The organism is Biomaibacter sp. TOL (assembly GCF_059717795.1).
Genome location: NZ_AP046092.1, coordinates 1,204,174 through 1,230,813, shown reverse-complemented (window position 1 = coordinate 1,230,813; position 26,640 = coordinate 1,204,174). Strand labels below are relative to the sequence as shown.

Sequence of the window (26,640 nt, the reverse complement as noted above, 5' to 3'; positions counted from 1 at the left end):
CTCGAGTCGAGTTAGTAAATATTGGCTTTTTTGTTTACATTTTTTTATCCGAATGATAATGCCTTGATAATAAAGTATCTTTTTAAAATCAGAAGTTATATATCTAGCAAAAGGGAGTGAGTTGGAATGGAAAATACATTATTGGAGAAGTTTATTTTATCTGATGAGTTGAAGGATATTTTGAATAATGAGAGCAAGAAAATAATAGTGCCCGACAGCAGAAGCGAATTATTCAATCTTGCATTCGGAAAAGAAGAATATGGTATTTTTGAGGTGGCTTATGACATACCGGGTAATGGCAGAGTAGTTGAGGCTACAGTGGTGCGCTGCAAAAATGGGGCTGCAGTAAATTATACGGATATTTATATGAGAAGAAGAGATCCCGATTGTATGGTTGTTGCTGATAGAGGAGATACTGACAAACCAAGGTATCGCGATAGATACGGAGAGGACTTTTCTTCACTGAGGAAAACAACTTTTGAGTGGCTAAAACATCAGGACCTTATAGTAATGCCGTTTATGGCAGGAGGAGAACAATTCGGATATCCCGCTCTCCTTGTTGCTCCGGCCAATGCAGGCTTTTTTGCTGCAGGTCTTGCGGATTTGCAGGGTTTTATTCCGAAAAATAAAATACCGGATGGATTTAAGCCGAAGGCTGTTATATATCTCGCACCTCCGTTCAGGCATACACATTTTGAGGGCAAGCAGGTAGTGGTCCATAACAGGCTTGAAGATATACATGAGCTTTTTTCGTATAACCTGTACCCCGGGCCCAGTGCAAAAAAAGGCATTTACGGAGTCCTTTTGAATATAGGAGAATCAGAAGGCTGGGTTACCGTACACGCTTCAACTGTTAAGGTTATTACACCTTATGAAAATATTATTACCATCATGCACGAAGGCGCCAGTGGCAGCGGAAAAAGTGAAATGATTGAACAAATCCATAAGGAGCCGGAAGGAAGGATATTGCTGGGCAAGAATTTAAAAACCGGGGAGAAGCTGTATCTTGATTTGAAAGAAACGTGTGAACTTCAGCCGGTAACCGATGATATGGCTATGTGCCATCCTTCTCTGCAAAAGGACAACAAAAAGCTGATAGTAAAAGATGCAGAACAGGGCTGGTTTTTGAGAATAGATCATATTACGAAATATGGCACAGACCCTCATTTGGAGAAGCTCACCATACACCCGAAAGAACCTTTGATATTTTTGAACATCGATGGCGTACCAGGATCTACATGTCTGATTTGGGAACACACCATGGATGAACCGGGCAAACCATGCCCCAATCCGAGGGTGATAATGCCGAGACGTTTTGTCCCCAGCGTAGTTGACGAGCCTGTAGAAATAGATGTAAGAAGTTTTGGGGTAAGAACTCCTCCGTGCACAAAGGAAAAGCCGACCTATGGCATTTTGGGATTATTTCATATATTGCCTCCAGCACTTGCGTGGTTGTGGCGTCTTGTAGCTCCCCGTGGGCATGATAATCCTAGCATTATAAACGGCGTAGGCCTCAGCAGTGAGGGCGTAGGTTCATATTGGCCTTTTGCGACGGGGAAAATGGTGGATCAGGCAAATCTTTTATTAAGGCAGATTATCGATACAACTAATACGAGATATATACTGGTTCCAAATCAGCATATAGGTGCATATAAAGTCGGGTTTATGCCTCAATGGATAGCAAGGGAGTATCTTTCAAGGCGCGGCAGTGCCAAATTCAAACCGGAACAACTGGTAGAATCTAGATGCACTCTGTTGGGATATTCTTTAGCGAGCATTAAGGTAGACGGAACGTATTTGCCCAAAGGTTTTCTGGAGGTTAATCATCAGCCGGAGGTAGAAGATGAAGGCTATGATGCTGGAGCAAAGATATTAAAAGATTTTTTCAAAAAAGAGCTGGAAAAATTTCTGTCACCGGACTTAGACCCCTTGGGCAAAAAAATCATCGAATGCTGCATTTATGAAGGCACGCTCAAAGACTATACGGAATTTATTCCTATGAAACTGTAAATAAAATTCTAAAGAAAAAAAGAAGGTGACGCAAAAGTTACGGTCTGATAGGGAAACTTATTGAACACCCCAAACCGATACGGAAAGTCAACAAGCGAGGCGCTTCATGCGGAGCGCCTCGCCTGCGTCACAATGTATGCGCCTGATTCTTATTTTCTCCAGCAGGTTGCGCAGCGCCTCAAGGAGAGTGTATCTCCACATTTGCCGCCGGAATCCAGACGCCTTCTGTTTCAATGGCAAAGGTATAATAATCGCCTGTTGAGCTGTCTGTCAAAAGTCGGATTGACGCGCCGCCCAAATCGTAGTCATCCGGCACGGTTATACCGCTTGCGGCGCTTATGGCCGCGCCCCCGTCTGCCGTCAGCTTGATTTGCGAAGCTCCGGAGAATGCGGCTTCTCCGTCAATCCAAAGCCCTTTTCCGGCTGCAATGGTCACATCGGAATCTTCAACCGTCAATCCAAGAAGCGATCCCGCCGAAAAGGCGCAATTCATGTTGAATGTGCTGCTTTGTATCTTCACGTCAAATACCGGCAGCAAAATCCCATTTCCTTCCAAATTGATGTCAACCTCCGAATATACGAAGCTGCACACGCTCTGCGCCCCTACGTCCATATCTGTGACAAACGCCATTATATCTTCCCCAGCGACATCCGCATCAGCCTCAGCGTCTATTGTCATGCTCAGGCTGTCAAAGGTCAGGGCGTCGGCGCAGTAAACTGCGCTGCCTCCGACAGCGCAGATCACCAGGGAGGCTCCACTGCCGATGCCGGCAAACTTCACCGGACGCTCGGCTCGCACGGCGCTCCGATAATCCGCCGACGTTTCGAAAGAGCAGTCTCCCTTGATGTTTATGGTTAACAGGCTGCTGCTTTCAGAAACGCACAATGTTCCGTCCGACCAGACATTACTGCTCGAAAGTCTTAGATCGCTGAAGGCTACGGAGCTTGCCGTGCCAGATATTATAACGCTGACTTCATCGCTTGCTCCGCTGAAGGTCAGTCCGTCCCCCGTTATCGTAAGGGTCGGAATAATACTGCCGTCAAGAGCTTCCATCATCTCGTAGGTATATCCGGGGATGCTGCCCACGCTGATATCCTCGGTCACTTCACCGTTTGTCACGGTAATCCCGCTCTCCGGCAGCGTCGCATCTTTTGGAATGGAACGGTAGTTTGCCGTATATGTGCGGCTGCCGGAAACAATATCACCGGTGTTCAGAGCCGGACTCCAGCCCGTGAACTCGTACCGGAAGTATTCGTTCTCCGCTTTTGTCGGAGCGGCAGGGGGGACGATTACATCTCCGTAATGATATGTCTGGGTTATGGTAGTCGAGCTGCCCTCAAAGCAACCGCTGCCGGCGTCAAAGGTGATGGTGCACTCGTTTTCGACCTGTCTGTACTTCGCGGTAATGGTCATATCCTGTGTGAATATCTCCGGGAGAGCTTCCGACCATCCGTCGAACTCATAATGGTAATCGGAATTGCCCCCGGGAGGCGTGGGGTCGCTTATGCTTTCCGAAATATTCGTATCCTCTCCGTATTTGCCGGTAAAGGTTTTTGTATTGGTGCCGTCGGAGAACTTTCCGTTTCCGGCGCTGATCGTTACGGTATACATCCTCTCGGCCGTCGTGTAGACCGCCGTATAGGTCACATCCTTTTGAACGGTGACGGTGTCGGTCAGGCCGTAGGTATTTCCGTTCTGATCCTTCCAGCCTGTCAGCGTATAGGTGTACTGGTTATCCGCGGCCTTAACAGGGGCGTAAGAGGACAAATTCACGGTGGAGCCATAGGTAAGCCGGAGGGAAACGCTTGTGCTTCCGCCGGGGAACACGGCTCCCTCTCCGGCGTTGAAGGTGGTGGTGAACTCCTGGCCGGAAGCGGCGACCCACACCGCATTCCAGGTTTGGATGCCCTGCTTGTCTTGAGAGTAGTCCACGTCCCAGTGATGGAATTTGTAGAGCACGCCGTCCTTTTGCACTGGTTGGATCGTGAGGGAGTTGTTGGCGTTCTGGAAGTCCTCCACATACTTCAGGTAATCCGGATATGGAATCATACCGGAGTCAGCCGTAGTGCTGCCGCCGGCAAAGGTGCCCATATCCGTTTTGAATATGATCCGGCGCTGCGTGAATTCGACAATGAGATTGTAATAGGTATCCTGTGTAGCCGGGGGCAGCCCGTCATAAGCGTAATCCGCCGCGGCGACGTATCTGTGGCTCCATCCTAAAATCGTACACCCGGGATAGCTCTTTTGGCGCGGGGGCAAAGGAGTCTTGCCGTAATCGAAGAAGAATGATTCACTGACATACATTACATCGAAATTCTGCCCATAAGCTGTGTATTGCATCCTGGGATAGTCGAACGTGATGTATACCCGGACAGTGTCATACTCTGCCACATTGCTATACAGGACGGTCATGGTTTTCTGGTTCTCGTTGAACTTCTCACGACACTCATCCAGTGTGCCGGCAAACGAATAGACCGGCTTTGTTTTGTCGTATCCGGTATGGATAAAGTTCTTATGTTCCCACAATTCCTGCAAATCATGGATAAAATCAAACCGTCAGCACCGGGTATTTCGTCGTAGGGTACTCATTATTTATATACTTGTAATCCCTTCTCATCCAGTGCTTGAAAGTGCGTCCCGGGCCCGGCGACTGATAGTCCGGGGGAGCGGGCAGGGTGTCGCCGCTTTCGGCGGCATATATCTCATAGTGCCACTGCCCGTCGCGGATGTACATATAGGATACAAGCACCTGCAGCTTCGTCATGTTTATGGTATAGGTGGTATCCTTCCAAATGGCGGCGTCCCAGTCGTTTTCATACCCGGTTATTGCCGCGTCCTTCTCCCAGGAAGACAAGTCGATAGAACCGGGGACGGTACCCGCAAGCAGGGACTTTGTCTGTACGGTCGTCTTTTCCCCGTCCAGATTAACCACATAGGTTGCCGTAACGGGGTCCAGGTTGACAGTTCTGGGGTCGATGCCGGGATCGATCCATATGAGCTTGATCTCATTATAGGTGTAGCCCTTTTCCCGGTTGCTGAAGCAGAGGTTGTCTCCGCCATAATAAACCTGCACCGAGGCGTCCAGCCGCTGGGTGCCCTTCGGCACACGGACGCCGTAATATGTTCTCCCAAAATATTGCGGCTGGACCTGAATATGATTCTCATCATTCCAATCGATCATCCATGGGTTGGATATTTTGAAATAGAATTTACTGAGCTTGGAATAGTCGCCTTTGATCACTTGCCCGGTGGTGAGGTCGAGCATCTCGCAGTCCAGCAGGCCGCTGTTGCTGATATAGTAGTCGTTTTGGTTGATGATCACGGTTTTGCCGGCGTTTTTGAACCTGTAGAGTACATACCGGTTGCCCAAGGTATAGAAAGGAAATTTCTTATCCAGTACGGAAAGCTCCGCCTTTACGCTGAATAACTTCGACTCGGCAAAGATTTTCAGCTCTAGATAGATGCCGACTTCCATATAAACGCCGCCGTTCATGTTGATGTCGGGGGCGGCTCCGGCTTTGAGCAGATGAAGCTGCAAAAAGCCGTACAGGTCCATATAGGCGCCTGCTTCTCCCGTGAAGCCGACTCTGCCCAGGGATTCAAGGCCGTAGAAATTGACGCTTACGGTAAGCCTTACGCCGGCCTTGACTCCCAGATAGCCCGCGCAGTACAGGTCGAGGCTTTGCCTGCCGTCGCCTTCAAGCCCGTACCTGTACGTTTCCAGGTCCTGGCTCGTGCCGCCCCTGATGCCTATGCGGCTGGCGGACATGATGGTGCTTTGGGCCGACAGCCCCACCGCAAGATTCAGCCGGACGACAAAGTCACCCTTCTCTTTAAACTGCAAAACGGGCGCCGGCATCTTGACATCCTGCGACTGCTCGAAAAGATTGACCTCCACCAGGTCTATGTAGTCGCCCTTCGAGCCCAAGACCTCTTTGACGATTCCGGGGACATCGGAATTGTCCTTCGTAAAGCCGTCGATAAGCTTCTGGATTTCAGCGGTGATATCTAAGTAATCCTCGTCTACGTCCAGTGTCTTGACAAGGACGTTGAATTCCACATCCGTCTGCGAGTAAGCGTCGATCCAGGCGTCAAAATAGATCCCCTGTGTGAGATTCAGGCCGGTCTTCGCTCCCGTCGAAAGAGTAATGAATTCCTTGAAAGTAAAGTCGGCCTTCACCTGCACTTTCTTGATTGTCGCATTGTAGTTGAATTTTATTGTCAGCACGACCCAATTGTTGTCGACCGCGCCGGGGAAATTGGTGTTTCTGGCCGTGCCGATTGACGCGGTGACGGTTAATCCGGAAACCAGGGCATTGGCGGTAATGGAAAGCTTATCATTGTTTTCTGTGGGCTCGGCAAATGGCGAGGAGGAACTGGACATGAGTGTCGCCGCCGATCCGGTCGCGTCTTTCGATGAAAACAAAGCAGCCACCGTCTGGCTTTCATTGAGCGCCACCGCCAGAAGCTTGGTGAATCGCATCGTGCCCTCGCTTGTTTTCAGCTCCTGCTCAAGCTTCTCCAGATTAATTGAATTGGCCAGGTTTTCCGGGTCAACGCTTTGCTTCAAATAAACGTCAAGCTGGTCATAAACGTCTTCCACGCTGCTGGCTTCGGTAAACAGCATGACGCGCTGCGGGTCTGTTGAATCCGTATTTACTATGCTCAGCACATTGCGAATCTTGGAGTTTTCGTTGAGAATTCCCTGCCCGTTTGAATCGAGCTCGTCTGTCAAGCATATGGTGGTGCCGGCCGCGATCCCTTTGTCGTCGGCCAGAGCCTTCGGCAGGCTGTACACACCGCTGTCGATTACATTTACCTGATTCCAGAGAAGATATACGATGCCATCCTTGAATTCAACGTCATAGGTTTCGGGCTTTTTAATGCTAAAGGCCATAGTGCGGACTTCTTGTTTTTCATTATTGAAGCTTAAGCTTTCGTCTATCAGGGAAAGCTCATAGGTGTCGCCGAGAGTGTAAGCGTAGGGCGCCTTGGGCGAAACGGCATAAACGTTTCCGCCCTGACTCGTTACGGCAACGTCAGGGATTTCATCACCGTTAACTTTATCCTTAATTGTTATGTAATTATCCAGATTGCCGTCGTCGATGGGTTCCGGAGACAAAATTTCAAATGATATGTCGTCTTCACAGTCCGCTAAAAACTTGACCGAATCGACGTATTCCTTATAGTTATAGTCCCTCGCCGCATAAGATGCGTAAAGAGTCATGCTCTCCGTGACAGGAGCGTCGGAATAGAAGGGTTGGGTCAGACTGCTGTCGGTATACCAGCCCGTAAAGGTGAAGTCGTCCTTGAGGGGGATCGGCACATCCGGAAGCTTGCTTCCCCGGGGTACGGAAACAGGAGCTATTGCAGTGCCGCCGTTGGTTTCAAAGGAGACTGTCAGAGAATCACCCGAACCTGAGCCCGAGCCGGAACCATTGCCGGAACCTGTGCCGGAGCCGGAGGTAGTCGCAGGTTGGTTGCCAGCAGTGCTGTTGACCACATTATCAGAAAACCTGTGCAGCATCGCCGCAAGCTGCGCGCGTGTTGCGTTTTGCTGCGGGTCAAAGAGCATGCCGTTATCTCCCGGCTTGCCCGTGATGACGCCCATCATGCTGCACCACACGGTGCCTTCCAAAGCCCAATCCGAGATTTTGTCCCTGTCGGCAAAGTCACAGCCGCCTGTTGCTTCGCCGCCAGGTCCCTTTCCGATCAGCCGCGCATATCTCAGAAGAATCGCCGCCGCCTGTTCGCGTGTGACATTATCGTCCGGCGCGAAACGGCTATCGCCCACGCCACCGGTTATACCGTTCGCCGCTGCCCACGCTACAGCGCTGCTGTACCACGAGCCTTTCGCCACATCGGTAAAAGCGTTGGGCAGGCCGGAGGTATCCGGGCTTCCCGCCAGACGATACAGGACCGTGACCAGCATTGCCCGGGACATAGGCATGTCGGGACTGAACAGCCGCGGTTCTGTCCCGGTACCGCTCATAAGGCCGCTGGTGTAAACGAAGCCCACGTCATCAAAGAACCAGTCGCCGGGCCTCACGTCCCCAAACGGGTTGTCAAACTCAATTGTGCCGCCGTTTGCATTGGTGGAAGACTGTCCGGCCGGATCGCCGGCTGTGTCGCCAGCCGTCGCAGCGGAAAGCTGTGCGGGCGAGCCTGAACTGCTGTCCGCCAGTACATTCACCGGCAGCATGGTGATTGCAAGCATAACGCACAGCAGCAGGCTAAAGACTCGTTTTTGCGCCGTCTTCATATTCTCATGACCTCCTTGTATTGGACTATGATAAAACAATCATCCTTTGTTTCCATATCATTCTCTTTGCTCCTCACCTGATTTATGTTTGCGCCGCAGCGCCTCGCACACGCAGACGCCGATGGGGTCGCAGGGCGTCTGCTCCCGGTAAAACCAGCCGCAGCCGCCGCAGTCGCTGGGGGGCGGCTCCCCTGGAACGCCGGGCTTGCAATGGGGGCAGCTCTCCTGCTCCGCCGTGGCAAAGGGGCGGCCCTCGCCGGTATACTCCGGGTGCTCCTCAAAGTCCGGATAAGCCGGGTAGCTCTCGCCAAGCTGCTCGTCGTACTCAAGGTAAACGGGAAACTCCCGGCCCCCCGCCCGGTACACCTTATACGGTTCCTTTTGCTCAGGGTACATACGCTCACGCTCTTTTCCGCAACGGGGATATAAAAAAACCCCTGTGATAGCTTTTCATTACTATCATAGGGGAAAATCCATTTTTTAAGGAGTGACTTTTCACCCTCAAAAAGTCACGTTTTTTCAGCTCACAGAATGTATTTTGCAAGCTCCTCCCGGCCGGATATACATAGCTTTTCGTAAATCTCCAACATGATATTCTTGAGTCTGCCTACGGAAATACAATGTTGATTGGCAATTTTGGCGTAAGGAACTCGCTGCGCCACAAGCAAAGCGAGATGGTATTCCCGCAGGGTCAGCACAAGCGTGATATTATCCTTCGTAAATTGGTTATGAAAAGCGATCCAGTTTTTCCAGGTGCGCTTCCATTGTCCCAGAACCGCGTCACGGCAGGTGGGATACTCCCGTTCCAGGCACTGCTCCATCAGCCCCCCCAGCGCAGTAACGACCTCCGCAAAGGGCGTGATAAAGCCGTGGGGCAGGGCGAGGCACATGGCTTCCAGCAGCCAGCGCCGGGCCTCGTCGTCGCGTCCGAGACAATGGCAGGCGACGGCGCAGGTCACCCGCAGATAAATATCGGTTGTCGTGAATCCCTGCGGCTGTGCGGACAGGGTCAGAGCGGTCTGCGCCACGGCCAGCATGGCGTCATACTTATTTAAACAGTGAAAATACTTCGCGCGCAAATAGAGGGCATTCGGCTTCGCTTGTGGAGCGAGGGCGCTGAAAACCCCTTCCTTCAGCCAGTCTGGGACCATGTTCGGTGCAATGATGCTCACGGCGGCGGTAGCAAGGGCCTGCTCCGCGAAAGCCGCCGCACCGCTGCCCTTGTGGACTTCCGCGCATTTTTTAAGATAAGTGTCTATCTCGGTGTATGCGCGGTAATCCCCCAGGCTGATGGCCGCTGCAATCGTTACAGGGCAGGCGCGAAGCCGCGCTGCGTCGTCTCCCCTGGTTCTCTGAAAGCAGGCCATTGCAGTTTGAAAATTTCCACGCAGATAGGCGATTTCGCCCTCATATTGAAGCCGCATTCTTTCTTCGCTCACGGTATCCAGGATCGCATCCGGATTGTTGTGTGGCATGGTGCCAGAGGTTGCCTCAAGGAGTCGGGCAAGGTCGTCCGAAAGCGAGAGCTGGGGAGCCGGCTGCAGGCAGCGCCTTTTATCGGCAGGCCGCCGGGCATGCTCTGGTATCAGCCACAGATTGCCCCTTTTGACAGCTCCATCGATTTTGTTTTCCGCGCAATAGAGGGTTACAATCCGTGTCCCCAACCCCCATTTCTCTGCAGCCTCTTTTACTGTCAAATAAAGCATACCACCCAACTCCTCTATCTCATAATTGTGTAATCAATATACTACTTTTATTTGCATATTGCAAATAAAAGAAATATACGAGGACTGATTTAAAATAACCGGATTAAAAAAAAGCGGGCGGCGAGATATGTCTATCATTATTGAAGTGCCTAATGCCCGCCTTCTTTCATTTCCATCATTTTTCAAATCCTTATGCACGCTGCCCTATGACCGTTGCCATAATCCTTCAGTTCCGGAACCACCTTAGAACACTCAGGCTTTGCTTCGGGACACCTGGTATGGAATCTGCAGCCTTCAGGTGGATTTACCGCGCTTGGCACGTTGCCCTCCAGGATTATCCTTTCGCGGGAATTGTCGGGGTTTATGCTTGGGATGGCGGAAAACAGCGCCATAGTATAGGGGTGAAGGGGCTTTTCAAACACGTCCTCTATCCTGCCCTCTTCCACCACCTGGCCGAGGTACATGACTGCGATGGTCCTGCAGATGTACTGTACCACGGCCAAGTCATGGGATATAAGCATATATGAGACGCCGCGCACCCTGTATAAATCTGCCAGCAGGTTCAGGACCTGGGCCTGGGAAAGGGTATCTACGGCGGAAGTGGGTTCATCAAGTATCAAAAGCTTCGGGTCCGTGGCAAGGGCCCGTGCAATGGCGATTCTCTGCCTCTGGCCGCCCGAAAATTCGTGCGGGTACTCACCGGCTTTTTCGGGGTCGAGACCAACCAGCTCCATGAGTTCGCGGGCTTTTGCGGCTTTGTTTATGCCCATGTATTTTTTGGAGTTTTCCAGTGGTTCATACAATATATCCATGACACGCAGCCTGGGGTTTAAAGACCAGTATGGGTCCTGAAACACTATCTGAACGTCTTCCCTTATGCTTTCGTAATGAAGCGTGCCTTTGGAAAATATGGTTTTGCCTTTGAACAGTATGTCCCCCGAGGTGGCATTGTAAATGCCGGTGATAACCCTGGCAAGGGTTGATTTTCCGCAGCCGGATTCTCCAACGACCCCTAGGGATTCGCCTTCATCTATCTTTATGTTGACTCCATCCAGGGCATGCACCCAGGCTATGGGCCTCTGCAGCAGTCCTCCCCGGATGGGGAAATGTTTTTTAAGGTTGATTGTTTTTAAAAGTTCAGCCATTATCATCACCGCTTTTCTCTGCTAAATGGCAGAATACGAAGTGTTCTGGCCCTATCTCATTTTTTTTCGGCATTGCTATCCGGCAACTCTCCATGATGTGGGGACATCTTGTGCTGAAAGTGCATCCCTTCGGCAACTCTATTGGGTCGGGGACAAAACCTCCGATGTTTGGAAGCCTCTGATCTTTGAGGTTTGCTGTAGGAACAGCGTCTATCAGGGCTTTTGTATATGGATGTGATGGGCTTTTAAAGATTTCCTTCACCGGGGCTTCTTCGAGTATTTTGCCGGTATATAAGATGCCTACCCTGTCGCACATTTGGGCTGCAACCCCAAGGCTGTTTGTTATGAGAAGGATCGTGGTGCCGTTATTTTTTCTGAGATCTCTCAAAAGGTCCAGGATTCCGGCCTGTATGGTAACATCCAGGGCACGGGTGGCCTCATCGGCTATCAGAAGCTTTGCACCGCAGGAAAGGGCCAGGGCTATGAGCACCCTCTGCCTCATGCCTCCCGAAAGCTCATGGGGATATTTATTGAAAGTGGTATCGGGGTCCGGAAGTTTTACATCTTCAAAACGCCTTTTGGCTTCTTTCTCGGCATCTTTGGCGCTGATTTTCCTGTGCTGCCTGATGGTAATCACCATCTGCTGCCCCACAGTCAGCACCGGATTGAGAGAAGCCATGGGGTCCTGGAAGATCATGGCGATTTCTTCTCCTCTTATCCGGTTCATCTCTTTTGGATGAAGTTTGAGAAGATCCCTGCCGGAAAAAAGGACCTGGCCTTGGGTTATCCTTCCGGGAGGGGTGATGAGGTTTAGGATGGATAGAGCAAGTATGCTCTTACCGGAGCCGCTTTCGCCAGCAATGCCATATATTTCACCTTTTCTGACGCAGAGGTCTTGTATGTCCAGCACATGTGCCCTGCCTCTGAATGTGGCAAAATCCACCTTGAGGTTTTTAATCTCCAATATGTTTTCCAAATGGTTCACCTCACAATCTCCTGAGCTTGGGATCCATGAATTCCCGGAGGCCGTCGCCGACAAAATTAAATGCGAGCACCGTTATAAACATGAAAATGCCGGGAAAGACGCTGTACCACGGCGCCGTTAGAAAATAATTCCTGCTGGTGTTTAGCATAAGGCCCCACTCGGGCTGTGGAGGTTGCGCACCCAAACCCAAAAAACTCAGTGCCGCCGATGTGAGTATGACCGAGCCGAAATCCATGGAAGCCTGGACTATAATCGGGCTCCATGAATTGATAAGGATATGTCGGAACATGATTTTAAATTTAGAGGTGCCCATGGCTTTGGCCGCTTCTATAAATGGCCTTTGCTTGAGCGAAATGGCTTCTGAGCGGATGAGCCTGGTGTACCAGGGCCACCAGGAAATAGCTATGGCTATCATGGCGTTGGTGAGATTTCTCCCCAGGAAAGTGGCGATAACTATGGCAAGAAGCATGGGGGGAAAGCTCAAAAAGATATCTGTAATCCTCATTATAACTTCATCTATGATGCCGCCGGCATATCCCGCCACAAGCCCAAGAGGGACGCCTATGGCCAGGGACAGGCACACCACCAGAGTTCCCACTCCCAGGGAAATCCTTGTGCCGTAAATAACCCGGCTGAACATGTCCCGCCCAAGTTCATCGGTGCCGAAAAGGTGGGAGGCACTGGGAGGAAGAAGCTTATCGCTTACATGGGTTATCCCCGCCGCATCCTGCGGGTATGGCACAATAACGGGGGCAAGAATTGCCAGCACTACTAGTAAGCCGATTATTAAAAGACCTGCGGTGGTCAATGGGCTTTTCTTCAGCAAATATATATAATAGCCTGCCTTTTTGGTCGTGTTTTTTTCCGCTGTTTGTTTTACTGCTATCATTTATCGCACCCCCTAGTACCTCACCCTGGGATCCAGGGCCAGTATCAGGTCTACAGCAAGATTGAGTATAAGATAGGCAATGGCCACCAGTATGGTTATGCCCGTTATGGCAGTATAGTCCATGGTAACTATGGCGCTGCTGGTATAGTTGCCGAGACCCGGCCAGTTAAAGAGAGCCTCGATCAGAAAAGTATTTGTGAGGCTGTATCCGGCTGAAAGGGCCAGCACGGTTATGGTGGGTCCCATGGCATTTCTAAGAGCGTAGGTATAAAGCACCGTCCGCTCCTTTATGCCATAAGCCCGCGCTGCTTTTACATAATCTTCGTTTAAGACTTCCAAAAGCGACGCCCTGCTCTGCCTTGCCACAAGGCCGATGGGGTATGCGGCGAGGGTTATGGCCGGGAGTATTATGTGCGCCAGTGCATTGGTGAACACGGCCATATTGCCCGATAAAAGGGAATCCAACAGCAAAAATCCGGTGTAGTGCCTTATGGGCGACAGCATATCCAGCATGGTGTCAAGCCTGTCACCCAGAGGCAAAATGCGAAGATATCTGAAAAATATGAGCTGCAGAATCATTCCCAGCCAGAAAGTAGGGAAGGAAACGCCCGCCACAGAAACCGTCCTGCATACCTGATCCAGCCATCCATCCCGGCGGGTGGCCGCCGCTATGCCGAGCGGAAGACCCAGAGCCAGGGCGAAAAGCATGCCCACTATGATGAGTTCCAATGTGGGGGGCAGGTATGTCATCAATTCTTTCAGCACAGGCTGGTGAGTCCTTATAGAAAGGCCCCAGTTGCCATGCAGCAGATTGGTGATATAAATGGCATATCGGGTCAGTAGTGGTTTGTCGAGGCCCAGCTCCACCCTGGCCTGGGCGATCTGCTCGGCGGTGGCCCTTGAGCCGACCCAGCGGGCGGCCGGGTCGGCGGGCAGGACCATCGTCACTGAAAATGTAATGAACGATATGCCGAACAGGATTATTATACCTATAGCCAGTCTTCTTACAACGTACTGCCACAATTTGATCAACTCCCGGAATCACTCTTTGTATGTGTCATAGAAGAACACCACGCCAGGATAGGCTGGATTGTCTACAAAGCCTTTGAGGGAAGCGGATTTTGCCCAAACGTTCTTCTGGTCGTATAGAAAAGCAGCTACCGCCTTGTCCACCAGAATCTTTTCCGCATCGCCGTAAATCTTTGCCGCTTTGTTCCTGTCAATGCCAGCTTGAGTGTGGGCTTCATCCACCAATTTGTCATATTCCTTGTCTTCAAAATACGACATATTGAAAACGATATCCTTTTCGCTATAGAAAAGGCTCTTCATCCAACTGTATGGGTCGCAGACATCGGGCCACCAGTACATCACGAAAATATCCTGGCGCTGCTTTGGATCGCTGGATTTTGCCAGGGCCCACTGGGCGTCCCAGGGCATTATCTGGATCTCCAGGTCTACGCCTATCTTGGAAAGCTCAGCCTTCATGAGTTCCGCCACTTTGCGCTCGCTCTCGTCGCCGGAGTTGACGGTTATGAGCAGTTTCAGACCGCCGTTTGGATATCCTGCCTGCTTCAACAATTCCTTCGCCTTATCGAGATTGTAGTCATATATCGCTAAATCATCTCTGTGCCCCCACATTCCCTCGGGTATCGGCCCGGAGCTTTTAACAGCGTACCCGCCCTTGACATACTGTATAATGTTGTCATACGGAATGGCATAATTGATAGCCTTTCTGATGAGCTCGTTGTCCAAAGGAGCCTTCTTTGTATTGTAAAAAGCGATGAGGTTCTGGAAAGAGGGTTTATCAACTATTTCCAGCTTGGAATTGTTTTTCATTGCCTCGATGTCTTCGACAGGGAGCGAATAGCCGACAAAATCAAGCTGGCCGCTTTCCAGCATCTGCCTTGCGGTGGAGCTTTCGGGGACCACTTTGAAAAGCACGTTTTCCACGTGTTTGCCGTTCCATCCCTGCCAGTAATCATTGAATTTAGCCAAAAGCAGGCTGTCGCCGTTTTTCCACTGTTTGATTGTATACGGCCCTGAGCCTACGTCGTTTCCCTGCTTGAGCCAATCTTCTCCTTTTTCGTCAAGGGTTTTGGCATCGAAAATGTATGCGCCGTAGCTGGAAGATGCAATGATATCCATGGGGGCTGGGTAGCTAAGGACAAACTCCACAGTTGAATCATCCGGAGTATTGATTTCTTTAACCGGAGACCATATGAAAGAAGCTCCTTTGCCGCGATTTATTGTCCGCTCTATAGAAGCCTTTACAACCTGAGCGTTTAGCTCTGTACCGGTGTGAAACTTCACTCCTTTGCGTATCTTGAAAGTCCAAGTCAGGCCGTCGGAAGATTTGGTATAACTTTCCGCCAGCACGGGGATGAATTTGTCGTTGGCAGGATCATACCTAAGCAATGTCTCATAAACGTTTTGAAGCACAATAATTTCATTGGAATAACTGTCGCTGGGGTCCCAAAAAACCATGGGCTCAATGTGAATGCCATATATAGCCACGTCGTTTTTAGTAGGAGTTGTACCGCCCGACTGATTCTGGTTCTGGCTCTGTCCGGTGCCCTGACCGCCGCCGCAGCCCGTGACTGCCAGTGCAAGTATCAACAACAAAGTGATGAATACACTTGATTTTTTCATTGTCCAACCTCCTAAATTAATATTTAAGGCTCAAGGCCAATGCTCAGGCTCTTCAATTCATCATCAGCCACCCTGCCGTCTTTCAATACCACCCTGCCGTCGAGAATAACAGTGGAGTTCAGACAAATGCCGTCGCAGTGGGAAGGCGCATCTATGCCTGATGGAGGAGCATCGAATTTGTTCATGTAGCCGATCTCCCATTCGGTGCATCCCCATACCCTTTCATCTTCGAGGACATTTCCCGTAAGTTTCGCGCCGGGGTTGAAGCCATAGCAGATGTGAGCCATTCTGAACATGTTGGGATGATTGAAGGATGAAAGCCAGTTTTTAAACACTGTCGCATCCTTCCCGCCTTTGATATCCTTTATGATTCCTTTTTCTACAGTAAGCTCTACAGGTGCAGACAGAAGCCCTATCGGTGGAGTGAGAGAACCGTCAAAAACTATCCTGCCTTCAATGGTATCAAATTTAGGGCACCAACTTATCTGGCCTGCCAGAAAATACATTCCCGGTCCCGAGGCGCTTCCGTCATCGTTTGCAAAAGGATGTGCTTCTTCGTTGTCGAATTCTACATGAGTGCCGGCGGCATTTTCAATCTTTATGTGTTTTGCAGCTCTTGTCAAATCGGCAATTCTGCCCATGAATTGTGAGAGTTTTGCAAAATCCACCCTCGCCACCGTCCTGACGAGCATGTCTTTATCCATGCCTACAAGGCACAGGTAACGTATCTTAGGGTTTTTTTCAAAGGCCTTTTCAAAAGCGGTGGAATACAGGAGCCATTCATTGTTGAACTCGATCCATACGTCCGAATGTCCCAAAGCCTCGGAAAGAGGGGAAAGAGGCAAATATGGATCTGCGGCTTTTCCCACCCCGCATGGCGCCGGAATATAAAGCACAAGTGGCTTTGCCTCTGCTGCATGGGCCATGGCTGCGCAGGCCTTCACCACATCCATATCGGATTCCGTATCGGCTGTTATGGTGACTGTTTCCCCCTGCTTTACAGAAAGACATTCCATTATATGTCGGGCACCCCGGTATATCTCCAGCTCATACTTCATAATATCACCTCTTTAGCATTTTAATATGTTGAATTAAAGCTTTGTTTAATAATCCCTGAGCCACAAGCTTAAAATAGCTTACCTCTGGCGCAGGGCTTGTTAAACCTAGTTCAGCAGAGTTGCACACACTAAAAAATATGGCGATTTCTGCCAGAGCATAAAGAACTTTCATCACGATCATTTTACCGAGGATATGGAAAGATAATCAGTATCAAATCTGAAATACCTGGGCCCAAAGGTTTCTATGCCCTTCGGCGTAGTCCACATTTCTGGTGCCGGCAGGCCTATAACTGTTACTTTCATTCTGGGCCTTCCACCGGGATTCGTTACAGGCGATGCGTTCTCATCCAGGAGAGTTATGAGATCCGGAATGGTAACATGGAATATACCATCTTTTTTCGCCACGATATTTTCATTTTGATACCAGATATGGTATTCGTGGCCAGTATGTTCAGCCGCACCCTCAATGTAAATATCGCCGTATGTGAATCCTTCCCTTATCTCCCAGTCATGTTTTTTAATGATTCCCTTGAAGAGAATTTTGCCGCCTCCAGCCTTGCAGATTTCTGTCACGGCATCTTTGCCCGCATGAAGTGCTTCCCGCCGAATTCTGCCCAGCTTTTCGGCATAAGTCAAGGTATAGGGGACAAGAGCCTTCTTGATGAATGACCAGGGGCCCGGATGATCCGCCACGGCAATGGAATTCTTGCTGGCAGCCGCCATAGCCCTGACTAAAGCTTCCGCCCTGAAATCGTCCTTCACTTTCTCTACCACGGCTACATCACCGAATTCGGTGGCCAGCCCCATAGGTGCAATGGGTATGCCGTTTATATAATAAGTGGAATGCTGAAGTTCGGGCACCGCTCTTCCGGCGGCATCGGCATCGACAATTGGGAGATTCAGATTTGCAGCCGCGGATAGGGCGACAGCAGTATTCATGCCTCCCATTTCACTGGCGACAGCGGCTTTAAATGATTTTTTCAGATATTTTTCCAGCGCCTTTACAGCTGTAACGATGCTCGGTTGCTCAAGCTCATCAGAGAACTGTTCCTCTTCAGTTACTGCGCCGCACATGTAGGGACATACAACCCATTCATCTTCGCCAAGCTCGTCAAATCCCATTAACTTAAATTCCCTGCCTTCGGCAAGGTCTTTTTCAATTAATTTTAATCCTTTGCAAAGGTTGCCGCCGCCTCCGGTTCCGAGGATGGTACAGCCGTACAGCATATCCTCCAGTTCCTGCGGTGTTAGAATTTTCAATGGAATCACCTCTTGAACATTTAAAATTTTATTTTAAATTCTACAAAGAGCAGAAATTCCCTTTGTAATAAATATAAAAAAAGAGACTTTTTAATGTATTATCTACAAAGCTTAAAGATTTTTATAGCCAGGGAAATCTGTTCATAAAAACCTCCATGCAGGTGTTCCATTTGTAGTATCTCTTTTATCTTTTCTATGCGGTACCTTACGGTATTTATGTGAAGGAAAAGGGCTTTTGCCGTCCTCGCGATGTCGCCGTCGTTTTCCACATAAGAAATCATGGTGTCCAAAAGCTTGGTGCGGTATTTTCTATCGTAATCCTCAATTGGATTAATTATTTCATTCATGTAGTTTTTAAGCTCTGGCTCATTCTTCAATAGCATTAAAAGCTTGTAAATGCCCAAATCCCTGTAAAAAACGATGTTTTTAACCACCATTGTGCATGATGCATCGTGCGCCAGAAGGGCCTCTTTAATGGCGAGATTAATTTCAGAAAGGGACTGGTGCAGATTGCCGATGCCGAGTGTGTATTTTCCTCCTGCGCTTTCTGCAGCTTTCAAGAATGATTCCATGCGCATATCGATGCTTTTTTTTGGTTCATTTCCAAAGCTCATGAGGGCAAGGATGCCTTTTTTATATTTTAACAATGACCAGCATTCAGGAAAATCGGCGCTGTTTTTTAATTTTCTGAGTGCGTCTTCAGCAGAAAACATCGTATTTTCATAAAATGCTGCCGCAATTTTTTCTTTGAATCTGTTATTAATCTTTTTTGCAGTTTCGATTATTTCTCTTTGTGTTTTTCCAGGTGCAAGCAAGGTATCCACATGCATCTCGTTAATAATGTTGTCCTTGCTCTTGATTATTGCATCCATGACATTGGTGATAATTTCGGCATAAGGCACGTCATTTGGGAGAATCATAACCGGGAAACATGCCTCATCGGCAAAACGTTTAACGGGTTCGGAAAGGTCTGAAAGATACATGTCTATAATGCACAGACCGCTGCATTCCGAATCAACCAGGGCTTTTATCATGGAAAGCTGGGCATCCACGTCATCTTTAAGAGCAAAAAAGGCAGTAATGAAAAAATCTCCCGCTGTGAACAATTCTGGAGACTCGGGGCATTCTATCACGCTCACTCTTTTTATAGCCCTGTCCGTGCCGCTTTGACCCGCTATCAATTTGGCCCTGTCTAGACCTTTGAGTTTTAAAGCTTCTTTAACGGTTATTCCCACACTATTCACCCCGACCAATCTGAGTTTATTAATAGTTCTAGAAATATCACAAAAATCCTGCAGGTTAATGTAGGAAGATCTGACGCCATTTGCAAACTTAAATAAAACTCATTGCTGAAGCAAGAAGCATGGGCATTGTCCAGATAAATATCATCCAGCCCATTATGTCGTGCAACAGTTTGGAAACAGAATTTGAACTGCGCTTTAATTTAAGGGAAGCCATAATAATAAATGCGCAAGATGACGACAATGTTTTACAAATTCTTGGACAGGCCGGTGCAGATTATCTCAAAAGAATAGTGCCCCCTGATGACATCATCGGAATTTCCTGGGGGCATACTCTGTTCGAACTGGTAAATCAACTGTAGCCTTTCGGCATTGAAGGGACAAAAGTGGTTCAGCTGGTGGGCGGGCTGAACAACGGAGCCGAGGATCTGGAAGCAGCGGAACTTGCCAGGCGGCTGAGCATGGTGTTTAACAGCAGCCTGGTCTTGCTTCATTGTCCCGCTGTGGTTACCAATCCCGAAGTTAAAAAAGGACTTTTGGAAGATAAAAATATAAAAGAGATCCTGGAACTCGGAGCCAAGACCACTATAGCATTAGTCGGCATAGGAACTATTTCTCCTGATTCAATAAAGATTATTGAGCTAGACGAGGGGGATGAAAATGAAGAAAAAGTGGTAATTTAAAAAATAAAAAAATAGAAAAATAAGGAGGGTTAACTATGAGGGTTAACTATGACAAGTAAAAACATTTTGGACCTTATGATTGCCGTTGGATACAGCGGACTATTCTTACTTCTGGGTAAGTTTTTAAGAGTTAAAATCAAACTCTTTCAAAAACTCTACCTTCCTTCAGCGCTTATCGGCGGATTTTTGGCCCTGGCATTTGGAACTTACGATTTCAATGTTATTCCTGAAGATATTATGAAAACATGGGCGGCACTACCGGGAAACCTCATTAACATAGTTTTTGCATGTATATTCTTAGGTGCTACAGTCCCAAAACCAAAAGATATTTGGGAAAAGGGTGGTTCTCAATTAACTTATTCATGGTTTATTGATTCAATACAGTGGATTTTAGGTATAGGCCTTGTAGCCTATGTTATTGGACCTATCTGGAGAATACCAGCATATGTAGGTTCCATTATTGAAATCGGCTGGTCAGGTGGTCATGGTACTGCCGGGGGTATGATTGAAGTATTTAAAAAATTAGGATTCCCTGATGCAGGTATTAAAGTTGATATATTGGAAACTCAAACATTACTTTATGCCTGCAGGAAACTATCGTCTGTTGAAGTCAAAATTTTTGGTACTAAAAATTATGTATATATATCCAGCATACCCTCTGAGAATATTAAAAATCTGATTCGAACTGTGAATGATTATATACCACAATATAAAGCTGCACCAAATGTACTATTCACAAGCATGTATAACATTGGAGCTCTATTCCATCCGATACCATTTCTATTGAATGTAGGAAGAATAGAGGACAAAAACGCGGAGTTTGAATACTATATAGAATGTAGGTATTTAACCGAGGACGTTCCTATGGGTTTAGTACCAATGTATTGTTTAAGCAAAATTGCAGGTGTTGACGCTCCTCTGATTAAATCAATAATTAATTTAGCATCAGCCCTGTTAAAAAGAGACTTTATGAATGAAGGCAGGACACTCGATGAAATGGGCATCGGTGGATTTAATATTAAAGACTTGAAAGATTACATAGGATAGCTTGATTTACAAATTATTTGAATATGAAACATAGATTATATTAAAGCCTATTCTCATTCTTGGCTGTGCTTTGTTAAGCATGGGCGGTTAATAGAAGGGTTTATGGGCGTACAGGTTTTTATTCAGGAACTTTCAAAGTTTCCGGCATACGGCATGGATGCGGTGGAATTCCGACACGGCCCGCTGGAAAAAGGGTTTAAAAGTCGGAGAATTTCGATGGGGAGAAAAGGTGACGAGAGAAGAATTAGCACAAAAAACCGACAAACACTAACGTCTAAAAAACGGGGCATTTGAATTGCATTAAGATCATTTTTTATATTCCCGGCAGGAATTGCCGAATATATGTAGAATATAAATATAGAAAAAATGAATATTGAGGATGCTAGGGGAGCTTCATATGAGGCTGAGAGGGGATTTATTCCCGACCCTTGAACCTGTCAGGATAATACCTGCGTAGGAAAGCGTGATAGTGCCTTACACAGGGCACTTTTATTTTTTAAATTCGCCCGCCTATTCAGGTGGGCTTAAATTTTGGAGGTGGCATAATGAAACTGGCACTTACAATTGCCGGCTCGGACTCCGGCGGAGGAGCAGGCATACAGGCAGATTTAAAGACCTTTTCAGCCCACGGGGTATTCGGCATGAGCGTCATCACATCGGTGACAGCCCAGAATACCATGGGCGTGCTTGGAATAGAGGATATAAGTCCTGAGATGGTACTGCTCCAGATGAAGGCTGTCTTTGAGGACCTCTATCCCGATGCTGTAAAGATAGGCATGGTCTCCAACGGGGAGATAATAAGGGCTATTGCGGAGGGGCTTAAAAAATACGAGCCTGAAGGGGTGGTTTTAGACCCGGTCATGATATCAAAGAGCGGGAGCCATCTATTAAAACCTGAAGCCATGGAGGCTTTAAAGAAAGAACTCATACCTTTGAGTCTTGTGGTCACACCAAACCTTATGGAAGCAGAGGCATTAAGCGGTATAAAGATTAAAGGCAAGGAGTGCATGAGGGATGCTGCGAAAAGGATACTGGCTCTGGGAGCGAAAACAGTAGTGATTAAAGGTGGTCATCTTGCAGGAGATGCTTTGGATATTTTCTACGATGGAAAAGATTTTTACGAAATAGTATCGGAGAGGATACAAACTAAAAATACTCATGGCACCGGATGCACTTTTTCTTCTGCCATTGCAGCCAACCTGGCCCTGGGATATTCCCTATTAGAGTCCGTAAAGAGTGCTAAGGAATACATTACCGGGGCTATAAGATATTCACTGGATATTGGAAATGGCGTTGGCCCCACCAATCATTTCTGGAATTGTCGGACCCGAGGTGATGGACGTGAACATTAAACTTTCCTTCCGCAGCATGTTTCTGCTCTGGTTTGGGGCCGCAATCTCCATGGCAGAGATAATGACGGGTACCCTTTATGCCCCTATGGGTTTTAAAAATGGTTTGCTGGCAATCCTTCTGGGCCATATCTCTGGCGGTATGAGTTTTGGCCAGGGGGTAGAGCTGGCGGTAGTGATGCCTCTTTCATGGCTGCCGCTGGTTTCTGATTACACAAGAATGGCGGATTCCGAGATTATGCCATAGGTTCAGTATTTGCTCCCCCCTTTGCTGTCCTTGTGACCGACTACTTTATCTTTAAAGAGGATAAAAGCAACTGCAGGTTTAATATCAAGGCGCTCTTTTAATGGGCTATAGGGGTGGCCATTTACTACGTCATTCTGAGGTATGATACTCCTGTTGGAGTTACCCTTCTAGACGTAGTCCTTACAGGCCTTATATATATAAGGGTCTATGAATTTAGCATGATATTAATTCCGCAACGGTTATTCCCATGATGTTTACCCCCGGACAATTAAAATTTAATAGTAATTCTAGAAAAACAGTAAAAATCCTGCAGGTTGTTGCAGGAAAATCTGTCACAATGCGTTGAAAAATTATAATTTGGTAGAGTGACAAGATGAGAAAAATATGTTATATCTAAGGATAGATTCAAAAAAATATCGGAGTGATTATTTATGGAAAAAGAAATTGATTATATTGAGTATAATGACATTAAAAAGCATATTTTGGAAAAAGCTTATGATAGAGGCTACTACTACGAGGGCAAATACAGAGGCTGTTCCCAAGCGGTGGTAGCGGCTGTTTCGGAACTTTTTGACGTGGACGAAATTGTTTTCAAGGCGGCAAGCGGGTTTTCCGGAGGGATTGCGGATGAGGCCAAAGGTACATGCGGAGCATTTGCGGGAGGCATAATGATTATTTCCTACTTTTTCGGCAAAGATCTGGAACATTACGGAATAAGCGGTTCCCAGTTCAGGTACCGCGAGCTTGTCAGAAAGCTGCGCAGGCTTTTTAATGAAACTTACGGTGGAGAAACGTGTCCGGCGGTGCAGATGTTCATGTTTGGGAGGAATTATGACATAAGTGATCCCGACGAAAAAAAAGCCTTTGAAGAGGCAGGCGCCCACATTGACAAATGCACCCATGTCGTGGGGACCGCCGCAAAATGGATCGCCGAAATTTTGCTGGATGAAAGCATACCGCCAAAGACTGAATAAAATTTTGATAAAATATTTGCAAAAAAAAAATACACACTGATTAGAGTGTGTATTTTTATAAAGCAATTTATCTAAATTTTTCACCCTTTTCTCTGGCCCGTTGTAATTTTTCGTTTTTAGACGGTCTACCGTTATATTCAAAGGTGGCGCAGTCGGTGGCCTGACATTCTCTGGCGTTTTTTCTGGATATTTCAATTGCCTCCACATTGCAGAGATTGCCCTCATGCCAGTATTTGCAGGTGTCAACCACACAGGTCACCGTAGGACTTAACTGGCGGCCTTGACCCACTATTTCTTCGGCGAATCCTACCCAGTTTACATTGTCGGCGGACCCAAGCATGTTGGCAAGACCGCGCCTTTCGGCAAAGGTCTTGCACTCGGTTTGTTCGGGAATCCTTGACATTTTGCCCACTTCTTCATTTAAAATATCGATGTTGGCGGCGGCACATTTATTTCCCGGCACCCAGTGGGTACAGGTGTTAACGATGCATTTTACTTTTGGGTTTAGATTATTCTCTGCCATATCTATCCCTCCTCGAAGTTTTTCTGCTGTGATCAATTTAAAACAAATGTCGGATTTAAATCCTATCCGAATCGGTTTTCTTTTTTAGTATCTTATTAATAAGGTCAAATAATTCATTGTTTCAAAAATTTACCGCTTTATAACTTTCCTTGTACCCGAGGGTTTAGAACCAAGGATATTCTTTTATTTATTCTGGTTGCAAGACAATTGTGTTTGAATATATAATAAAGAAGGATTATTCCATGGGGTGTCGAATTTTTTTGTAAGAAATCAATACGGGGTGATTTGATGATAACCGTAAAAGAGCTGGCCCGATACATTGACCATACCCAGTTAAAACCCGTGGCTACATATGCGGATATCGAAAAACTGTGCAATGAAGCCAAAAAATTTGGATTTTATTCGGTTTGTGTAAACTCATGCTATGCAAAGTACGCAGTGGAAAAACTCGCCGGGAGCGATGTTAAGGTGGCGGTCACCGTCGGTTTTCCGCTGGGAACGGCTTCCTCTGGGGTAAAAGGTTTTGAAGCTGAGGAAGCCGTCAGGGCTGGTGCCAAAGAGATCGACATGGTTATAAACGTCGGGTTATTAAAAAGCGGGGATTATTTTGCCGTCAGGGAAGACATCGAGGCAGTGGTAAAAGCCGCTAAAAGGATTGATTCCGAGGCAAAAGTGAAGGCAATCCTGGAGATGTGCTATCTCAATCCAGGTGAGAAAGTATCTGCGTGCGAACTGGCCAGGGATGCCGGGGCGGATTTCGTGAAAACCTCCACAGGTTTTGGGCCGGGAGGCGCCACTGTGGAAGATGTGGAGCTTATGAAGAAACTGGTGGGCGATACCATGGGCGTAAAGGCCGCCGGTGGAATAAGAGATCTTAAGACAGCCATAACTATGATAGAGGCCGGAGCGACCCGGATTGGAACCAGCGCCGGAGTGGCTATCATTTCGGAACTGATTCACAGCAAAAATGCGTAAATTTAAGCAATGAAGGAATTTTTTCTGTAAGGAGGGCAAAAAGTGTACTGGGATAAACCGGGAAAACAAAACACTGAAAATACGCTAGAAGTGGTGAAGAAGGCCGTTAAAGAGAGGGGCATCAAACACGTGGTGGTAGCATCTTCGGAAGGCTATACCGCCAGGTTGTTCAGGGATGCGGACATGGGTGCCAATCTCGTGGTAGTAACCCATGCATGCGGTTTCGAAGCGCCGGGCAAAATGCAGTTCCCGGAGGAATTGCGCCGGGAGCTTGTTTCATCGGGGATAAAGGTGCTCACCGCCACCCATGTGCTCTCCGGAGTGGAGAGGGGTATCAGCCGCAGGTTTGGAGGAGCGTACCCGGCAGAAATAATGGCAAATACCCTGCGGATGTTCGGGCAGGGCACTAAGGTTTGTGTGGAGATAGCCATAATGGCGCTGGATGCGGGCCTAATACCTTATGGTGAGGATGTGATAGCAGTAGGGGGCAGCAGTGAAGGCGCTGACACGGCGGTGATTATAAGGCCATCTCATGCGGCTAGCGCCTTCGACACCTGGATTTCGGAGATTCTATGCAAACCTGCCTATAATTACAAGAATTAATTCAATGTTGATGCAAATATGCCCGGAAGGAAACATGCCGGGCATGTTTCTTGAGCCATCCTGGCATCGCCAGTCCCATGGAAAACACCAGAAGCAGCCAGAATCCGGCTAGGTAATTTTGAGTGCTGCCGGCCATAAAGAGTACCGAGGAGAGCACAGGGCCGATGCACGGTGTCCATCCCAGAGAAAAAGCATTTCCCAGTAGAAAGGCTGAAAGCGGCGTGACTTTTTCAAAATGCATTTCAGCCCGCCGTTCTTTAAGTAAGAAAGGCCCTCTATTGAGGGCCTTTAATATTTTCATGTTGATTTTTTATTCTTCCACTTCTTCCTGGATGTTATCATTATCTACTGCCGAATGAGCTTCTTCTGCCTTGTTTTCCTTTTCATTATCTTCTGCTTGATTATCGGCGGCCAGTACCTTGCCATTGCCGGCGTCGACCTTTACCTCGAGCGATTTTCCAGCATTGTCAACCATCTTTATTTCATAGATGAGGTATCCATTTTCATTTCCGATGGCTGCACCTTTGACCGCATATCCCGGATAAGCCGCCATAGCCGCTTTTATGGCTTCATCTTTTGTTATTTTTGCTTTCGAAGCAAGGTTTGCATCTTCCTGCTGTTCCGCTTTAACGTCTTTAGTTTCTTTTAAATCCTGAGCTTTACTTTCAGTCTGGGCCTGCTGGCCTAAGAATATAGAACCCTTATATGACGGGCTCTGTTGCTGGTCCTCCTTTTGCGCCTGCTGCTGGACCACCGGTGGATTTTGAGGAGCAGCCATGGATTTCGATATTCCCGTAAATCCTGCCACGCTCCCCAGGATTACCGTTCCCGCCAGAAACGGCACACCATACTTTTTGAATGCTTCATTGAGATTCATGACACATACCTCCTTGAGATTTTTGAGCTTGTAGCTCATTACATTTTTTATTATGCGGCGGCAATATTAAAACATTATTAATGCAGGATTAGAATTTTTTAATCCCGGTTTAAGCTTTTTGGGTTATAATTTGTTTATAATGAAAGAAAAATATTT

The 26,640-nt window shown here is 47.8% G+C and carries 23 protein-coding genes, 3 pseudogenes and 1 riboswitch; of the genes and pseudogenes, 10 read left to right on the top strand and 16 right to left on the bottom strand.

Annotation, left to right across the window (positions count from 1 at the left end):
• Window positions 1-126 precede the first annotated feature (126 nt).
• Window positions 127-2,010 carry a DUF4914 family protein gene (locus AC6I1H_RS06195; protein ID WP_497740090.1) on the top strand — a complete coding sequence of 628 codons (1,884 nt, stop codon included), beginning with the start codon at window positions 127-129 and terminating at the stop codon, window positions 2,008-2,010.
• 178 nt (window positions 2,011-2,188) lie between these two features.
• Here the strand turns inward: AC6I1H_RS06195 and AC6I1H_RS06190 are convergent, their stop codons facing one another.
• The 3 genes and pseudogenes from AC6I1H_RS06190 to AC6I1H_RS06180 form a co-directional block, all read right to left on the bottom strand.
• On the bottom strand, window positions 2,189-4,537 hold the full coding sequence (locus AC6I1H_RS06190) for a hypothetical protein (RefSeq protein WP_497740089.1): 2,349 nt from the start codon (window positions 4,535-4,537) through the stop codon (window positions 2,189-2,191).
• Window positions 4,538-4,559: 22 nt separating this feature from the next.
• Window positions 4,560-7,538, bottom strand: coding sequence for an InlB B-repeat-containing protein (locus AC6I1H_RS06185; protein ID WP_497740723.1), 2,979 nt, complete (start codon window positions 7,536-7,538; stop codon window positions 4,560-4,562).
• Window positions 7,539-7,601: 63 nt separating this feature from the next.
• Window positions 7,602-8,030: pseudogene (locus AC6I1H_RS06180) on the bottom strand (S-layer homology domain-containing protein); the annotation flags it as partial.
• A 43-nt stretch (window positions 8,031-8,073) separates the two neighbouring features.
• On the opposite strand from AC6I1H_RS06180, the gene AC6I1H_RS06175 reads away from it, so the two are divergent.
• Window positions 8,074-8,283, top strand: a complete 210-nt coding sequence (locus AC6I1H_RS06175; protein WP_497740902.1) for a hypothetical protein — start codon at window positions 8,074-8,076, stop codon at window positions 8,281-8,283.
• A gap of 47 nt (window positions 8,284-8,330) precedes the next feature.
• Here AC6I1H_RS06175 and AC6I1H_RS06170 read toward each other — a convergent pair whose 3' ends face one another.
• From AC6I1H_RS06170 to AC6I1H_RS06125, 10 genes are all read right to left on the bottom strand, one after another.
• Entirely contained in the window at window positions 8,331-8,669 is a 339-nt protein-coding gene (locus tag AC6I1H_RS06170; protein ID WP_497740088.1) for a hypothetical protein, read from the bottom strand.
• A gap of 128 nt (window positions 8,670-8,797) precedes the next feature.
• The gene (locus AC6I1H_RS06165; protein WP_497740087.1) at window positions 8,798-9,979 is read right to left on the bottom strand and encodes a hypothetical protein; all 1,182 of its coding nucleotides are present in this window, start codon (window positions 9,977-9,979) and stop codon (window positions 8,798-8,800) included.
• A 182-nt stretch (window positions 9,980-10,161) separates the two neighbouring features.
• Window positions 10,162-11,124 carry an ABC transporter ATP-binding protein gene (locus AC6I1H_RS06160; RefSeq protein WP_497740086.1) on the bottom strand — a complete coding sequence of 321 codons (963 nt, stop codon included), beginning with the start codon at window positions 11,122-11,124 and terminating at the stop codon, window positions 10,162-10,164.
• Window positions 11,117-12,109: an ABC transporter ATP-binding protein gene (locus AC6I1H_RS06155; RefSeq protein ID WP_497740085.1), complete on the bottom strand. Its 993-nt coding sequence runs from the start codon at window positions 12,107-12,109 to the stop codon at window positions 11,117-11,119. The genes AC6I1H_RS06160 and AC6I1H_RS06155 overlap by 8 nt, the downstream gene beginning before the upstream one ends.
• 1 nt (window position 12,110) lies before the next feature.
• Window positions 12,111-12,998, bottom strand: a complete 888-nt coding sequence (gene nikC / locus AC6I1H_RS06150; protein ID WP_497740084.1) for a nickel transporter permease — start codon at window positions 12,996-12,998, stop codon at window positions 12,111-12,113.
• 12 nt (window positions 12,999-13,010) lie between these two features.
• Window positions 13,011-14,021 carry an ABC transporter permease gene (locus AC6I1H_RS06145; RefSeq protein ID WP_497740083.1) on the bottom strand — a complete coding sequence of 337 codons (1,011 nt, stop codon included), beginning with the start codon at window positions 14,019-14,021 and terminating at the stop codon, window positions 13,011-13,013.
• Window positions 14,022-14,039: 18 nt separating this feature from the next.
• A complete protein-coding gene (locus tag AC6I1H_RS06140) occupies window positions 14,040-15,647 on the bottom strand; it encodes an ABC transporter substrate-binding protein (RefSeq protein WP_497740082.1) in 1,608 nt (535 codons plus the stop codon).
• A gap of 23 nt (window positions 15,648-15,670) precedes the next feature.
• Entirely contained in the window at window positions 15,671-16,705 is a 1,035-nt protein-coding gene (locus AC6I1H_RS06135; RefSeq protein WP_497740081.1) for a 2,5-dihydroxypyridine 5,6-dioxygenase NicX family protein, read from the bottom strand.
• A 177-nt stretch (window positions 16,706-16,882) separates the two neighbouring features.
• Window positions 16,883-17,965 (bottom strand): S-methyl thiohydantoin desulfurase family protein, encoded by a 1,083-nt coding sequence (locus AC6I1H_RS06130; protein WP_497740080.1) that lies wholly within the window; start codon window positions 17,963-17,965, stop codon window positions 16,883-16,885.
• Window positions 17,966-18,063: 98 nt separating this feature from the next.
• The gene (locus tag AC6I1H_RS06125; protein ID WP_497740079.1) at window positions 18,064-19,200 is read right to left on the bottom strand and encodes a PucR family transcriptional regulator; all 1,137 of its coding nucleotides are present in this window, start codon (window positions 19,198-19,200) and stop codon (window positions 18,064-18,066) included.
• A 128-nt stretch (window positions 19,201-19,328) separates the two neighbouring features.
• Between AC6I1H_RS06125 and AC6I1H_RS06120 the strand changes: the two are divergent.
• From AC6I1H_RS06120 to AC6I1H_RS06095, 6 genes and pseudogenes are all read left to right on the top strand, one after another.
• A pseudogene (locus tag AC6I1H_RS06120) lies at window positions 19,329-19,889 on the top strand (sugar-binding domain-containing protein).
• A gap of 48 nt (window positions 19,890-19,937) precedes the next feature.
• Entirely contained in the window at window positions 19,938-20,936 is a 999-nt protein-coding gene (locus AC6I1H_RS06115) for an NAD/NADP octopine/nopaline dehydrogenase family protein (RefSeq protein WP_497740078.1), read from the top strand.
• Between the two features lie 102 nt (window positions 20,937-21,038).
• Entirely contained in the window at window positions 21,039-21,230 is a 192-nt protein-coding gene (locus tag AC6I1H_RS06110; RefSeq protein ID WP_497740077.1) for a hypothetical protein, read from the top strand.
• A gap of 80 nt (window positions 21,231-21,310) precedes the next feature.
• Window positions 21,311-21,413: riboswitch (TPP riboswitch) on the top strand.
• A 68-nt stretch (window positions 21,414-21,481) separates the two neighbouring features.
• Window positions 21,482-22,288 (top strand): bifunctional hydroxymethylpyrimidine kinase/phosphomethylpyrimidine kinase, encoded by an 807-nt coding sequence (gene thiD / locus AC6I1H_RS06105; RefSeq protein WP_497740076.1) that lies wholly within the window; start codon window positions 21,482-21,484, stop codon window positions 22,286-22,288.
• Window positions 22,272-22,424: pseudogene (locus AC6I1H_RS06100) on the top strand (putative hydroxymethylpyrimidine transporter CytX); the annotation flags it as partial. The gene thiD and the pseudogene AC6I1H_RS06100, both read left to right, overlap by 17 nt.
• A 539-nt stretch (window positions 22,425-22,963) precedes the next feature.
• A complete protein-coding gene (locus tag AC6I1H_RS06095) occupies window positions 22,964-23,506 on the top strand; it encodes a C-GCAxxG-C-C family protein (protein ID WP_497740075.1) in 543 nt (180 codons plus the stop codon).
• A 67-nt stretch (window positions 23,507-23,573) separates the two neighbouring features.
• Here AC6I1H_RS06095 and AC6I1H_RS06090 read toward each other — a convergent pair whose 3' ends face one another.
• Entirely contained in the window at window positions 23,574-24,029 is a 456-nt protein-coding gene (locus AC6I1H_RS06090) for a DUF1540 domain-containing protein (RefSeq protein ID WP_497740074.1), read from the bottom strand.
• Between the two features lie 288 nt (window positions 24,030-24,317).
• Between AC6I1H_RS06090 and deoC the strand changes: the two genes are divergently transcribed.
• Both deoC and AC6I1H_RS06080 read left to right on the top strand, forming a co-directional pair.
• Window positions 24,318-25,004, top strand: coding sequence for a deoxyribose-phosphate aldolase (gene deoC, locus AC6I1H_RS06085; protein WP_497740073.1), 687 nt, complete (start codon window positions 24,318-24,320; stop codon window positions 25,002-25,004).
• A 42-nt stretch (window positions 25,005-25,046) separates the two neighbouring features.
• A complete protein-coding gene (locus AC6I1H_RS06080) occupies window positions 25,047-25,607 on the top strand; it encodes a pyruvate kinase alpha/beta domain-containing protein (RefSeq protein ID WP_497740072.1) in 561 nt (186 codons plus the stop codon).
• A gap of 1 nt (window position 25,608) precedes the next feature.
• Here AC6I1H_RS06080 and AC6I1H_RS06075 read toward each other — a convergent pair whose 3' ends face one another.
• Together AC6I1H_RS06075 and AC6I1H_RS06070 are read right to left on the bottom strand one after the other, a co-directional pair.
• Window positions 25,609-25,848, bottom strand: a complete 240-nt coding sequence (locus AC6I1H_RS06075) for a cytochrome c biogenesis CcdA family protein (protein WP_497740071.1) — start codon at window positions 25,846-25,848, stop codon at window positions 25,609-25,611.
• A 69-nt stretch (window positions 25,849-25,917) separates the two neighbouring features.
• Complete coding sequence (locus AC6I1H_RS06070; protein WP_497740070.1) at window positions 25,918-26,484, bottom strand: PepSY domain-containing protein; 567 nt, start codon at window positions 26,482-26,484, stop codon at window positions 25,918-25,920.
• Between the last annotated feature and the right edge of the window lie 156 nt (window positions 26,485-26,640).

Coding starts and splice junctions, on each gene's coding strand:
- AC6I1H_RS06195 (WP_497740090.1), top strand. CDS start 127: ATGGAAAATACATTATTGGAGAAGTTTATTTTATCTGATGAGTTGAAG.
- AC6I1H_RS06185 (WP_497740723.1), bottom strand. CDS start 7,538: ATGCTGCACAGGTTTTCTGATAATGTGGTCAACAGCACTGCTGGCAAC.
- AC6I1H_RS06170 (WP_497740088.1), bottom strand. CDS start 8,669: ATGTACCCTGAGCAAAAGGAACCGTATAAGGTGTACCGGGCGGGGGGC.
- AC6I1H_RS06165 (WP_497740087.1), bottom strand. CDS start 9,979: ATGCTTTATTTGACAGTAAAAGAGGCTGCAGAGAAATGGGGGTTGGGG.
- AC6I1H_RS06160 (WP_497740086.1), bottom strand. CDS start 11,124: ATGGCTGAACTTTTAAAAACAATCAACCTTAAAAAACATTTCCCCATC.
- nikC (WP_497740084.1), bottom strand. CDS start 12,998: ATGATAGCAGTAAAACAAACAGCGGAAAAAAACACGACCAAAAAGGCA.
- AC6I1H_RS06140 (WP_497740082.1), bottom strand. CDS start 15,647: ATGAAAAAATCAAGTGTATTCATCACTTTGTTGTTGATACTTGCACTG.
- AC6I1H_RS06135 (WP_497740081.1), bottom strand. CDS start 16,705: ATGAAGTATGAGCTGGAGATATACCGGGGTGCCCGACATATAATGGAA.
- AC6I1H_RS06115 (WP_497740078.1), top strand. CDS start 19,938: ATGACAAGTAAAAACATTTTGGACCTTATGATTGCCGTTGGATACAGC.
- AC6I1H_RS06110 (WP_497740077.1), top strand. CDS start 21,039: ATGGGCGTACAGGTTTTTATTCAGGAACTTTCAAAGTTTCCGGCATAC.
- thiD (WP_497740076.1), top strand. CDS start 21,482: ATGAAACTGGCACTTACAATTGCCGGCTCGGACTCCGGCGGAGGAGCA.
- AC6I1H_RS06095 (WP_497740075.1), top strand. CDS start 22,964: ATGGAAAAAGAAATTGATTATATTGAGTATAATGACATTAAAAAGCAT.
- AC6I1H_RS06090 (WP_497740074.1), bottom strand. CDS start 24,029: ATGGCAGAGAATAATCTAAACCCAAAAGTAAAATGCATCGTTAACACC.
- deoC (WP_497740073.1), top strand. CDS start 24,318: ATGATAACCGTAAAAGAGCTGGCCCGATACATTGACCATACCCAGTTA.
- AC6I1H_RS06075 (WP_497740071.1), bottom strand. CDS start 25,848: ATGCATTTTGAAAAAGTCACGCCGCTTTCAGCCTTTCTACTGGGAAAT.
- AC6I1H_RS06070 (WP_497740070.1), bottom strand. CDS start 26,484: ATGAATCTCAATGAAGCATTCAAAAAGTATGGTGTGCCGTTTCTGGCG.